Origin of the sequence: Stutzerimonas kunmingensis (assembly GCF_900114065.1) — a bacterium.
Taxonomy (GTDB): Bacteria; Pseudomonadota; Gammaproteobacteria; order Pseudomonadales; family Pseudomonadaceae; genus Stutzerimonas; species Stutzerimonas kunmingensis.
In genome coordinates this window covers 35,000-47,816 of the sequence record NZ_FORS01000015.1, presented here as the reverse complement: position 1 = coordinate 47,816, position 12,817 = coordinate 35,000, and the positions used below count along the sequence as shown (strand labels likewise).

At 62.7% G+C, this 12,817-nt stretch carries 8 protein-coding genes; 5 read left to right on the top strand and 3 right to left on the bottom strand.

Annotation, left to right across the window (positions count from 1 at the left end; translation table 11 throughout):
* Both BM275_RS20935 and BM275_RS20930 read left to right on the top strand, forming a co-directional pair.
* Nucleotides 1–3,772: cadherin-like domain-containing protein (locus tag BM275_RS20935; protein ID WP_139229598.1), on the top strand; the 3,772-nt coding region annotated here is incomplete at its 5' end.
* 66 nt (nucleotides 3,773–3,838) lie between these two features.
* Entirely contained in the window at nucleotides 3,839–4,168 is a 330-nt protein-coding gene (locus tag BM275_RS20930) for a hypothetical protein (RefSeq protein WP_041015318.1), read from the top strand.
* Here BM275_RS20930 and BM275_RS20925 read toward each other — a convergent pair.
* Together BM275_RS20925 and lapG are read right to left on the bottom strand one after the other, a co-directional pair.
* Nucleotides 4,133–6,115 (bottom strand): EAL domain-containing protein, encoded by a 1,983-nt coding sequence (locus BM275_RS20925; protein ID WP_090523358.1) that lies wholly within the window; start codon nucleotides 6,113–6,115, stop codon nucleotides 4,133–4,135. The genes BM275_RS20930 and BM275_RS20925 overlap by 36 nt on opposite strands.
* 9 nt (nucleotides 6,116–6,124) lie before the next feature.
* Nucleotides 6,125–6,820: a cysteine protease LapG gene (gene lapG, locus BM275_RS20920; protein ID WP_041015319.1), complete on the bottom strand. Its 696-nt coding sequence runs from the start codon at nucleotides 6,818–6,820 to the stop codon at nucleotides 6,125–6,127.
* A gap of 239 nt (nucleotides 6,821–7,059) precedes the next feature.
* On the opposite strand from lapG, the gene BM275_RS20915 reads away from it, so the two are divergent.
* The 3 genes from BM275_RS20915 to gshA all read left to right on the top strand — a co-directional run bounded on the left by BM275_RS20915 (nucleotide 7,060) and on the right by gshA (nucleotide 11,474).
* The gene (locus BM275_RS20915; protein WP_090523355.1) at nucleotides 7,060–9,378 is read left to right on the top strand and encodes a Tex family protein; all 2,319 of its coding nucleotides are present in this window, start codon (nucleotides 7,060–7,062) and stop codon (nucleotides 9,376–9,378) included.
* A 2-nt stretch (nucleotides 9,379–9,380) separates the two neighbouring features.
* Nucleotides 9,381–9,770, top strand: coding sequence for a PaaI family thioesterase (locus BM275_RS20910; protein WP_015278648.1), 390 nt, complete (start codon nucleotides 9,381–9,383; stop codon nucleotides 9,768–9,770).
* Nucleotides 9,771–9,896: 126 nt separating this feature from the next.
* A complete protein-coding gene (gene gshA, locus BM275_RS20905; protein ID WP_090523353.1) occupies nucleotides 9,897–11,474 on the top strand; it encodes a glutamate--cysteine ligase in 1,578 nt (525 codons plus the stop codon).
* A gap of 33 nt (nucleotides 11,475–11,507) precedes the next feature.
* Here the strand turns inward: gshA and argA are convergent, their stop codons facing one another.
* Nucleotides 11,508–12,806: an amino-acid N-acetyltransferase gene (gene argA / locus BM275_RS20900; protein WP_090523350.1), complete on the bottom strand. Its 1,299-nt coding sequence runs from the start codon at nucleotides 12,804–12,806 to the stop codon at nucleotides 11,508–11,510.
* Nucleotides 12,807–12,817 lie beyond the last annotated feature (11 nt).

The following is a 12,817-nucleotide window of genomic DNA, read 5'->3' as shown; positions in this document are numbered from 1 at the left end:
GGCCGGTCGCGATGCGGTCACCGTCGACACCAAGGCGCCGACCGTCGACGTCACCATCAACAACGATGGCACCGTCTCCTTTGCCTTCAGCGAAGCCGTCAAGGGCTTCACCGCCAGTGACGTCACCGTCACCAATGGCAGCATCAGCAACCTGACCAGCACCGATGGCGGCGTTACCTGGACGGCCGACCTGACCGTCAATGGCGACGTCGAGGGCGAGGTCGCCGTCAGCGTGGCCGACAAGTCCTACACCGACCTCGCCGACAACGCAGGCTCGGCCGGTCGCGATGCGGTCACCGTCGACACCAAGGCGCCGACCGTCGACGCCGACCAAAGCTTCACTTATGACGAGAACCGCCCGGCCGATGCGCTTATCGGAACCGTCGATGCAACCGATACGACTGGTGTCACTGCATTCCGCTTCAGTGCCACAGGCACAAGCGTCAGCGCCGATGGCTTCTTCCGCATCGATAATCGAGGTCATATCACTCTGACTACCGCAGGTGCCCAGTCAGACGCGAATGACTTTGAACAAGGCAACAACACCCACACGTATGCAGTCGATGTTTTGGACGCTGCCGGAAATGCCTCATCCACGACAGTCACGTTGCGTGAGTTAAACCTTAATGACAACGCGCCGGGCGTCCAGCCAGTTACCCTGTCAATCAAAGAAGACGGCAGTCTAATCATCAAGTCTACGGACCTGCTTGCAGGCGCGACGGACAAGGATGGGGACAGCCTGTCAGCGGCTGCCCTCAAGCTCGAATCAGGCAACGGGACGCTAGTCGCTAACTCCGACGGCACCTGGACCTTCACACCGTCCGCGAACTGGAGCGGCAATGCCCAGTTCAGTTTCGATGTTTCCGATGGTGCACTCGCCAGCAGGGGCAGTATGACCGTCGTGGTGGAAGCCGTTGCCGATACCCCAACGCTGGCCACGCAGGCTGCAGTCGATACGCCTCAGCCAACCGGACTGTTACTGCAATCCTGGAACCAGCTTTCTGGCCTGAGCGGAACCGGCAGTGGTGCTAATCCCTCAACGCTGAAGGCAGCTATCGACGCAGCAGGATCACCCTCTAGCTCATCGACACTATCCGACGCCCACCTGAGCAGCGTAACTGCGGGGGTCGCGAACAAACTCTCTGGCCTGATCTACCTGGAAGCTGGAAAAACCTACACCTTCAGCGGCGTAGGCGATGACAGCGTCGCAGTGGTCGTGGGCGGCAGCCATGTGGCCAGCGCCACATGGGGAGGCTCTGGCGGGACCAAAGGCAACTTCAGCGGAACGTTCATCCCTTCCAGCTCCGGCTATTACACGCTTGCCATCTACCAGCACAACCAGGACGGCGCGGGTAATCTGGATGTCAACGTCCAGGTGAATGGTGGACCTGTAACGAATCTAGCGACTGCCAATATCGGTCTCTACAAGAGCCCAAGCGACGTACTAGGCGATGGGGTTCGCCTGTCGGATCTAACCTATGACATTTCCGGCAATGCCTATTACCAATCGTATGGTTACAACGAGGGCGCTCAGGGAAGCACCATTCCGCTGTCCCGCCTGTCTGCCGACCTGGTCGACCGCGACGGCTCGGAAACCCTGTCGCTCGAAGTTTCGAATATTCCGGTTGGCATGCGCTTGAGCGATGGCACGCATACGTTCACTGCGAGCGCCGACACCAACAAGGTTGATATCAACCAGTGGAACCTCGGGAAATTAACCGTCACCCCACCGACGGGCTACTCGGGCAAGTTCGAGCTCACCGTCAGCGCAACCGCCACCGAAACGAGTAACGGAGACAAAGGCAGCACGGCAATAACGCTGCCGGTGACGGTGCACGCTGCCAATATCATTCAGATAGGCGACGGTACAAACAATAATGGCGATAACAACATTATTGGCGGTGATGGCAACGACGTGCTGCTGGGGGACACAGGCGGGACACTGACCACCATACAGCCAGCGACCAATTACAACGTCTCTCTACTCGTGGATGTCTCCGGCAGCATGGGCAATGCCTCCGGTACGCCAGGATTAACCCGCATGGCGCTGACCAAAGCGGCATTGACCAACTTCGCGAACAAGCTTGCCGGACATGATGGCGTGGTGAATGTTCAGCTCGTGGCGTTCTCGGATCACGGCAGCATGACAGCCAATATCCAGAACCTGAACGCCAACAACGTCAAGCAGCTCACCGACGCGATTGATAAGCTCGTTGCCAACGGTGGAACCAACTACGAAGCCGCATTCGACCAGGCAGTGTCTTGGTTCAACAGCCAAACCAGCAGCGGATGGGGATCCTCTCAGGGATTCAAGAATGTTACTTACTTCCTGACTGATGGCGACCCAACTTACCACTACACCTCGGGAACGACCTTGGGCGGAACCGGTAACTCGACTAGTGCTGAGGTACTACAGGACTCGGTCGCCAGCTTCCAACCACTGAGTCAAGCCAGCACCGTGATGGCGATCGGGATTGGCAGTGGCGTTAACGAGAATTACCTGCGCTTTTTCGATAACACCGAAGTCACCGAAAAAGGGGCAGTCAATATTGGAAGTAGTACTACGCTCGCCAACTTCAGTGGCAACTCGAGCTGGGACAGTGACAGCAATTGGACAAAACAAGGCACTTCCGGCAACTCCAATAGCAAGAACTCTATTACCGTCACGGATGATGGTTATTTGCGGATTCGCGATACGTATGGCGACAGCGCGACAGTCGCTATCAGCCCAACGGTAAGCGCCAGCAAGACCGGGACCGCTTTTAGCTTCGACTTGGCAACCAGCAACTGGTCCAACTGGGGTAACGACACATTCACCTGGAGCTTGCAGCGGAAGGTTGGTAACGAATGGGAGACCGTGCAAACGCAATCACGTACGAGCACTTCCAGCACGACTATTTCGACTGACGCGATCACTCAAGCCGGAGAGTACCGAATTGTATTCAGCGTGGACGATGGCTCATTGGGGGGCACTGCAGAGGCACGCATCGACAACATCACGATGACCGCTCCCAACGTCGTCACCGGCCCAGTGGGAGCGGTGGACATCGTGAATAACGCATCGCAACTCGAGGCGGCGTTGCAGGGCGGATCGAAGTCGATTGACCCGGTAGGGGTAGGCAACGACAAGATTAATGGCGGCGCAGGCGACGACATCATCTTTGGCGATGTAATCAATACCGATGAGCTGCTATGGGCCGAGAATAATCTAGTCAGGCCGGACAACCTGCCCAAAGGTTCGGGGGTTGCGGCGCTTGAGAAGTTCCTCGAGATGAAAAACGGTTTCGCGCCTACCGACGCAGATCTCTACGGCTACATCAGAGCCCACCATGAGCAATTCAACGTCCCCGAAGACGCTCGCGGGGGTAGCGACATCCTCAACGGCGGGGCTGGCAATGACATTCTCTATGGCCAGGGCGGTAATGACATATTGGTCGGCGGTGCAGGTGACGACATCCTCTATGGAGGTACTGGCGCGGATACCTTCGTTTGGAGTTCGGGCGATGTCGGCAACGATGTCATCAAGGATTTCAACTATAACGAGGGTGATCGCCTCTCCCTGGCAGATCTATTGCCTGACGCAAGCGAAGGAAACCTGTCGGAGTACCTCCGATTCGATACGTCGACGTCGACTCTGCAGGTCAGCCTAAGCGGAAACTTAAACATCGCTGGCACGCAGCCCGACATGACGATCAAGCTTGAAAACGCGACCATGCCTTCAGACCTAGACCTGTTCGATGCTCTTGTGGCCAAGCCCGACCAGATTGTCTGAACAATAGAGGTAAGCTGATGGCCGTCCCGCTGGCGGGGCGGCCTTTCTTTTTTGGGGAATAAACCCATGCAGTACATCAAGCGCGATGCCAACGGGCGTCTACTCAAGGTCGAGCCAACGCCCTTCGACGACATGACCGGCGAACTGCCTGACGACGACAGCGAAGTGCGCGCCTGGCTCGCCGCTCAGGACAGCCTTGCCCACTTGCGCCAGAGCGACCTGGAGATGGTGCGGGTACTGGAGGACTTGATCCACGCCTTGATCGACAAGGGCGTGCTGCGGATCACCGACCTTCCGGATTCGGCTCAGGCCAAGCTGGCAGGGCGGAGCCGGGCGCGCAATGCGCTCGGCTCGACTCGCTTACTGGTCGACGATGACGACACCGGCGTGATCTGATCGGCTAGTGCTGTCCTGCAACGGCGCCGGATTGCCTAGCAGCCGGCCCTGGCCACCTTCGAAGCCCAGCGCTCGGAGGGTCATCCACGCCCCTTCTGTCTCCACCTGCTCGGCGATCAACGGCAGATCGATGCTGTGCGCGGCACGCTGCATGGCCTGGATGAACAGATGCTTGTCCTCTTCGGTATCGACGCCGCGCAGGTAGCTGCCATCGACCTTCAGATAGCCCAGCCCCAGGCGGGCCAGGTTGCCGATCATGCTGAAACGTCCACCGAAGTGCTGAATGCCCAATCCGAATCCTAGCTGGCGCAGGCGGCGGGCCAGCTGTTCGAGGCTTGCCTGGTCCGGTAACTGGGCTTCGTCCAGTTCGATCGTCAGCAGGCCGGCCACGTCGCCATGGCGCGCCAGCAATTCGAACACGTCCTCGCGCGAGACCGGATCTGCCAGCGTGCTGCCACAGAGGCTGATCGCCAACGGCGAGTGGTGAACTTCGAGCGTCTCCAACGTCTGACGCAGCATCGCCAGATCGAGCCGTGCCGTCCAACCGAAGCGCTCCAGCCAGGGGAGGAAGCGTGCCGCCGGAACCACATCACCCTGCTGGTCCACCAGCCGGGCCAGTACCTTGCTGTGAATGAGCCGCTGCGGTTCGAGGGCGCTCATCACAGGCTGGAAATACAACTGGAGCAAGCCGTTCTCCAGAGCACCATCGAGCAACCGGTACCAGTCCTGGTGCTGTTCGGCGACCGGCACCTGAACGCCAGGTTCATAGCAGGCCCAGGCCTGGCGCGGCTGGCTCGCAGCCTGCGCCAGTGCCTGATCGAGAGCGGCATAGAGCGCCGGGACACTATGCTCTTGCGAGAATGCCGTCAGGCCGATATGGGCCACCGGCAGCACATCGGCGAGTCCGGTTTGCTGCAGTGACGCCAATGCATGCTCGATCTGTTCGGCCAGGCGTACCGCTTCGAGCCGATCAAGCCCTACCGCGAGCAATGCAAACTCGCCACCGCGCGTGCGCCCGATCAGGAAGCGATCGCCAGTGATCTGGCGCAGCTGCGCTGCCACCGTGCGCAGCAGCTCATCCGTGCGTGCACCGCCGAGACGCTGATTGAGTCCAGTGAGGTCATTGATACGCAGCAGGAACATATAGCCGCTACCGGCCAGGTCCTCTCCGCTCAGGCGAGCCTGCAGCTGCATGTCGAAATGCCGGCGATTGCTCAAGCCGGTCAGGCCGTCATGATAGGCCTCGTCACGCAGGCGCTCGCTGCGCCGCGCCTCTTCATCGAACAGCGCCTTGAGCTTCTCTACCATGAGGTTCATGGCCAGCACCACGCGCCGCAGCTCCGGGGTTTCCGGCAGCTGCGGTACGCTGAGGAACTCACGGCGTGTAATGGCCTGGGACTGCTCGACCATATCGTCGAGCGGGCGCAGCTGACGCCGTAATAGCGCCGCACCTAGCAATGCGCTGACCACGCCGCAGAGCACCAGCCAGCCGAACATGCCGAGGGTGCTCTGCCACAGGCGCGAAACGGCGAACATCGGATGGCTGACCACCTCTACACGAGCGGCCTGCTGCCAGCCCCGGCTGACGATCGCCTCTCCGCCCTCCGGCTGCAGATCGATCAGACTGACGAACCATTGCGGCGCACTGCCGGCGTCCGGCTCAGCCTGCCGCTCGAGCATCGGCTGGCCGGTTTCCAGCTCGATCACACGGATCGACTGGTAATAACCACTATCGAACAGCGAGCTGACCACCAGCTCGACCATGGCCGGGTCGTCGATATTGGCGGTCAGCGACAGACCCAGCGCCGTGGCCGCATCCTGCGCATGGGAGCGCAGCTGGTTGGCGTATTGATCACGCGAACTTTCCAGACTGACCACGAAGCTACCGGTGAAGGCGGCGAGCAGAAACAGACAGATCGCCAGCAACAGCTGTTTGAACAAAGACATGTGAAACTCCTACGATCCGGACCCGGCCGGAAAACCTTCCGCTTGCATCTTTTTCAGCAAATCCTGCCAGCGCGACAGCTTCTTGCTGTCACTGACCTGCTTGTCGCCACTTCGCCCTGGCAGCCACAGCCCTTCGCCGTTGAACGCATAAACGGGAACCAGATCGTTGCGCTGCGTCGCCGGCAGTATGCCGCCGACCAGATTGTCCAGAACCAGGGGCACCGCACCCGGCTGCTCGTAATAGGTCAGGACCATATGCGCCTGATTGAGCCGGACGGCCTTGACGTAGGTGATACGCAGCTTGTCGGCCGAAACACCGAGACGGCGCAGGGTCACGTACTTGGCGATCGCAAAGTCTTCACAGTCGCCACCGCCGACGCGCAAGGCTTCGACCGGGGTGGCCCAATAATCGGTCTGTCGCCAGAGCCTGACGTCATCCTCAAAGCGCAGCTGGTGATTGAAGAAGTTGTTCACCGCACGCAGCTTGTCGTGCTCGGCTGCCGATCCCTGCTCGCCCAACAGCTGCTGCCACGCCAGCATGCGCTCGCGTCCTTCGCCCAGCGAGCCATAGCGTTTCTCAGCCAGATCCAGAATGCGCGGGAAATCCCAGTCGTCCGCCACGGCCCAGACGAGTTGAGCCAGACCCAGCGCGCCGAGCAAAGCGATGACGTAGCGAAAGGGGGCAAGCCGCGTCTGGCCAAACATGACTACAACTCTTGACGGCGGGCGGGATGGTGTTAAGCCGCCACTAATGGCTCAGTGCCACTTTAAAGCTGGATGGTGGCGGCAGGACCGGTAAAACACAAGCGCCACACCCACTGGCGCGACGGCTGGCGGGGCGAGTCCGAAGGATACCTCTCTTGAGCGACCGAATCAGGCCCTCGGCAGTTATACTTGCCCGCTTTTCTGGCCGGCCGGCCGTCATTCCGCCCGCAGGACACCACATGGACAGCATCAATTCCCGTATCGCCAACGAGCTGGGCGTGCGCCCGCAACAGGTCGCCGCCGCCGTGGCGCTGCTCGACGAAGGCTCCACCGTTCCCTTCATCGCCCGTTACCGCAAGGAAGTCACCGGCAGCCTCGACGATACCCAGCTGCGCAACCTGGAAGAACGTCTGCGCTACCTGCGCGAGCTGGACGAGCGCCGCGTCTCGATCCTCGCCAGCATCGAGGAACAGGGCAAGCTGACCCCCGAGCTCAAGCGCGAGATCGACCTCGCCGACACCAAGACCCGCCTCGAAGACCTCTACCTGCCCTATAAGCAGAAGCGCCGCACCAAGGGTCAGATCGCCCTGGAAGCCGGTCTCGGCGAGTTGGCCGATGCGCTGTTCGGCAACCCGGACCTTGCGCCAGAGCAGGAAGCCGAGCGCTTCATCGACGCCGAGAAGGGCTTCGCCGATGTGAAGGCCGTGCTCGAAGGCGCCAAGTACATCCTCATGGAGCGCTTCGCCGAGGACGCCGACCTGCTGGCCAAGCTGCGCGAGTTTCTCAAGCACAACGCCACCCTCAGCGCCCGTGTAGTGCCGGGCAAGGAAAGCGAAGGCGCCAAGTTCAGCGACTACTTCGAGCATGACGAAGTGCTGAAGAACACCCCTTCGCACCGCGCGCTGGCGATCTTCCGCGGGCGCAACGAAGGCATCCTCAGCGTCAGCCTCAAGGTCGGCGATGAGACACCGGGCAGCATGCACCCCGGCGAAGGCATGATCGGCGAGCGCTTCGGCATCGCCAACCGCGGCCGTGCCGCCGACAAGTGGCTGGGCGAAGTGGTGCGCTGGACCTGGAAGGTCAAGCTCTATACCCATCTGGAAACCGACCTGCTCGGCGAGCTGCGCGACAAGGCCGAGGACGAAGCCATCTCGGTGTTCGCCCGCAACCTGCACGACCTGCTGCTCGCCGCCCCGGCTGGCCCGCGCGCGACCCTGGCGCTGGACCCGGGCCTGCGCACCGGTTGCAAGGTCGCGGTGGTAGACGCCACCGGCAAGCTGCTGGAAACCGCCACCGTCTACCCGCACGCACCGCGCAACGACTGGGACGGCACCCTGGCGATTCTCGCCAAGCTGTGCGCCAAGCACGCCGTCGACCTGATCGCCATCGGCAACGGCACCGCCAGCCGCGAATCGGACAAGCTGGCCGGCGAGCTGATCAAGAAAGTGCCCGGTCTCAAGCTCACCAAGATCATGGTCAGCGAAGCCGGCGCCTCGGTGTATTCGGCCTCGGAACTGGCGGCCAAGGAATTCCCCGATCTGGACGTTTCCCTGCGCGGCGCCGTGTCCATCGCCCGCCGCCTGCAGGACCCGCTGGCCGAACTGGTGAAGATCGACCCGAAGTCCATCGGCGTCGGTCAGTACCAGCACGACGTGTCCCAGCTCAAGCTGGCGCGTTCGCTGGACGCGGTGGTCGAGGACTGCGTGAACGCCGTCGGCGTCGACGTGAATACCGCCTCCGCCGCCCTGCTGGCGCGCATCTCCGGCCTCAACTCGACGCTGGCACAGAACATCGTGCAGTTCCGCGATGCCAATGGTGCGTTCAAGTCCCGCAGCGAGCTGAAGAAGGTGCCGCGCCTGGGCGACAAGACCTTCGAACAGGCCGCCGGCTTCCTCCGCGTGATGAACGGCGACAACCCGCTGGACGCCTCCGCCGTGCACCCGGAAACCTATCCGCTGGTCAAACGCATCGCCGCCGATACCGACCGCGACATCCGCTCCCTGATCGGCGACTCGGCGTTTCTCAAGCGCCTGGACCCCAAGCAGTTCACCGACGAGACCTTTGGCTTGCCGACTGTCACCGACATCCTCAGCGAACTGGACAAGCCCGGACGCGATCCGCGCCCGGAGTTCAAGACCGCCGAGTTCCAGGAAGGCGTCGAGAAGCTCAGCGACCTGGAGCCGGGCATGGTGCTCGAGGGTGTGGTGACCAACGTGACCAACTTCGGCGCCTTCGTCGACATCGGCGTGCATCAGGACGGCCTAGTGCACATCAGCGCGCTGTCGGAGAAGTTCGTCAAGGACCCGTACGAAGTGGTCAAGGCCGGTGACATCGTCAAGGTCAAGGTCATGGAAGTGGACATCCCGCGCCAGCGCGTCGGCCTGTCCATGCGCATGAGCGATACGCCCGGCGCCAAGACCGACGGCCCGCGTGGCGGCGCCGGCAAGCCACGCGGCAACGCGCCGCGCAGCGAGCGCCATGCCAAGGAAGAAAAGCCGGCACCGGCCAATGCCGCCATGGCCGCGCTGTTCGCCAACGCCAAGCAGCTGAGGAAGTAGGCATGAGCATTCAAGTCGAGGCGGTGGGCAGCTCCAGCGCCTTCGGCCGCCTGCTCGGCCTGGAGATTCACCAGGTCGGCAACGGCGAGGCGGTGCTCGGCCTGAGCATGCACGACGGCCTGCGCAACCTGCACGGCAAGCTGCACGGCGGCGCGCTGTTCTCGCTGATCGACACCGCCATGGGTCAGGCCAGCCACAGCCTCGGCGATGGCTCGCCGAACAGCGTGACGCTCGAATGCAAGGTCAACTACATCCGCCCGGTGAGCGACGGCGAGCTGCGTTGCCGCGCCTGGGTGGTGCACGGCGGCCGGCGCACCCAGGTGCTGGAAGCCGAGGTTCATCAGGGCGACAAGCTGATCGCCAAGGCCCAGGCGACCTTCGCCTGCCTCTAGTGGCCTGTGCCACTGGCCGCTAGCGGAGTCGGCATGCGTCGACAGCGATCGAAGCAACACTGCCTCTTGTGAAGCGGCGTTTCCATCCCCATATTGGGCCGACTGTCGCGTGAAGGAATCCACAAGTTGAGCGCTCTTCTCACCCACCGCCTGGCATTGCTGGCCGAGCCGTCCCACCTGCCGCTGCTCAGTCAATGCCTGCACGGGATCGAACGCGAATGCCTGCGCGTCGACGCTCGCGGTCTGCTGGCGATGACCCCGCACCCCGTTGCATTGGGTTCGGCGTTGACTCACCCGCAGATCACCACGGATTATTCCGAGGCGCTGCTGGAGTTCATCACCGGCACCGACAGCGACCCGCAGAACACTCTGGCCGAGCTCGAAGCGATCCACCGCTTCACCTACGCCAAGCTGGGCGATGAGTACCTCTGGAGTCCGTCGATGCCCTGCCCGCTGCCGAGCGAAGCGGACATCCCGATCGCCGAATACGGCAGCTCCAACATCGGCCGGCTCAAGCACGTCTATCGCCAGGGCCTGGCCCTGCGCTACGGCAAGACCATGCAGTGCATCGCCGGCATCCACTACAACTTCTCGCTGCCCGAGGCGCTGTGGCCGGTACTGCAGGCCGATGATGGCGATACCCACTCGGCCCAGGACTACCGCTCGACGCGCTACATCGGCGTGATCCGCAACTTCCGTCGCTACAGCTGGCTGCTGATGTACCTGTTCGGTGCCTCGCCGGCGCTGGACGCCGGCTTCCTGCGCGGACGTCAGCATCAGCTCGAGACGCTCGACGCTGACACCCTGTACCTGCCGTACGCCACCAGCCTGCGCATGAGCGATCTGGGCTACCAGAACAATGCCCAGGCCGGGTTGACGCCCTGCTACGACGACCTGGCGAGCTACACCGAGAGCCTGTTCCGTGCCGTCTCCACGCCGTATTCCCCCTATGAGGCGATGGGCATCAAGGATGCAGCCGGCAACTGGCAGCAGCTCAACACCAACGTGCTGCAGATCGAGAACGAGTACTACTCGAACATTCGCCCGAAGCGCGTCACCGCCACCGGCGAACGACCGTTGCAGGCGCTGCGCGCGCGCGGCATCCAGTACATCGAAGTGCGCTGCCTGGACATCAACCCCTTCCTGCCGCTGGGGATCGACCTCAACGAAGCGCGCTTCCTCGACGCCTTCCTGCTGTTCTGTGCGCTGGACGACAGCCCCTGCCTGGCCGACGGCGAATGCAGCGCGGCCACTGACAACTTCCTCAGGGTGGTCAAGGAAGGCCGGCGTCCGGGACTCGAGCTGCAGCGTTGTGGCGAGAACGTCATGCTCAGTGACTGGGCCAACCAGTTGCTCGACGAGATCGGCCAGGTTGCCGCCCTCCTCGACCGCAGCCATGCTGACTCCCGGCACGCCGAGGCGCTCGCCGAGCAGCGCGCCAAGGTCGCCGACAGCAGCCTGACGCCGTCCGCCCGCGTACTTGACGAGCTGCGCCGCAGCGGTGAGAGCTTCAGCCAGTTCGCCATGCGCCAGACCCTGGCCCACGCCGACTACTTCCGCAGCCAGGCACCGAGTGCAAGCGAGCTGGATCAGTTCGAATCCGCCGCGCATCAGTCGCTGGAGCGCCAGGCTGAGATGGAAGCGACGGACGAGCTGGATTTCGACAGCTTCGTCGTCGAGTACCAGCGCGGTCTTAGTCTCTAAGCAAACGGCGGGCGCAACGCCCGCCGGCACACTTCAGAGCGGTTTCTCGAAGATCTTCGAATTACGCTGGAAGTTGTACAACGAAGCCCGCGCGGCCGGTAGACGGTCGACGCTGATCGGCTCGAAGCCGCGCTCTTGGAACCAGTGCGCGGTGCGTGTGGTGAGCACGATCAGCTTCTTCAGCCCCAGCGCCCGGGCACGCTCCTCAATGCGTTCGAGCAGCTCATCGCCGCGACCGCCGTGGCGGTATTCCGGGTTGACCGCCAGACAGGCCAGCTCGCCGGCATCCGAATCGGCAATCGGGTAGAGCGCGGCGCAGGCGATGATCAGGCCGTCGCGCTCGACGATGCTGAACTGCTCGACCTCCCGCTCCAGCACTTCGCGCGAGCGCCGTACCAGAATGCCCTGCTCCTCCAGCGGCGTGATCAGATCGATCAGCCCGCCCACATCCTCGATGGTTGCCTCGCGCAGCTGCTCGAACTGCTCCTGGGTTACCAGCGTGCCGCCGCCATCGCGGGTGAACAGCTCGTTGAGCAGCGCACCGTCGTCGACGTAGCTGACCACATGACTGCGCCGCACGCCGCCGCGGCAGGCCTGCGCGGCGGCGTCGAGCAGCTCGGCCTGGTACTGGCTGCCGAGGCGTTCGACATAGGCCGGAATCTGCTGCGGACGCAGCTCGCGCACCAGCTTGCCGCTTTCGTCGAGCAAGCCCGGCTCGGCGCCGTAGAGCACCAGCTTGTCGGCCTGCAGATCGATGGCCGCGCGCGTGGCGACATCTTCGCAGGCCAGGTTGAAGATCTCGCCAGTCGGCGAATAACCCAGCGGCGACAGCAACACGATGGTGCGTTCGTCCAGCAGCCGGCCGATGCCCTTGCGATCGATACGGCGTACTTCGCCGGTGTGATGCAGATCGACGCCATCGAGCACGCCGATCGGCCGCGCGGTGACGAAGTTGCCACCGGCCACACGCAGTCGCGCGCCCTGCATCGGCGACGCCGCCATATCCATCGACAGGCGTGCCTCGAGGGCGATGCGCAACTGGCCAACCGCGTCGATCACGCACTCCATGGTCGGCGCATCGGTGACGCGCAGATCGCGGTGGAAGCGTGGCTCGATGCCTCGCGCGGCCAGGCGCGCCTCGATCTGCGGACGCGAGCCGAATACCAGCACCAGGCGTACGCCGAGGCTGTGCAGCAGCACCAGGTCGTGGACGATGTTGGCGAAGTTGGCGTGCTCCAGGCCGTCGCCCGGCAGCATGACGACGAAGGTGCGGTCACGGTGCGAGTTGATATAGGGCGAGGAGTCGCGAAGCCAGGTGACGTAGTCGTGCATGTAAAAGCCTT

What these genes read in the sequence shown, in the direction of transcription:
- lapG (WP_041015319.1), bottom strand. Translation starts at nt 6,820, where the DNA reads ATGTTTGGCCAGACGCGGCTTGCCCCCTTTCGCTACGTCATCGCTTTG.
- argA (WP_090523350.1), bottom strand. Translation starts at nt 12,806, where the DNA reads ATGCACGACTACGTCACCTGGCTTCGCGACTCCTCGCCCTATATCAAC.
- BM275_RS20925 (WP_090523358.1), bottom strand. Translation starts at nt 6,115, where the DNA reads ATGTCTTTGTTCAAACAGCTGTTGCTGGCGATCTGTCTGTTTCTGCTC.
- BM275_RS20910 (WP_015278648.1), top strand. Translation starts at nt 9,381, where the DNA reads ATGAGCATTCAAGTCGAGGCGGTGGGCAGCTCCAGCGCCTTCGGCCGC.
- BM275_RS20930 (WP_041015318.1), top strand. Translation starts at nt 3,839, where the DNA reads ATGCAGTACATCAAGCGCGATGCCAACGGGCGTCTACTCAAGGTCGAG.
- BM275_RS20915 (WP_090523355.1), top strand. Translation starts at nt 7,060, where the DNA reads ATGGACAGCATCAATTCCCGTATCGCCAACGAGCTGGGCGTGCGCCCG.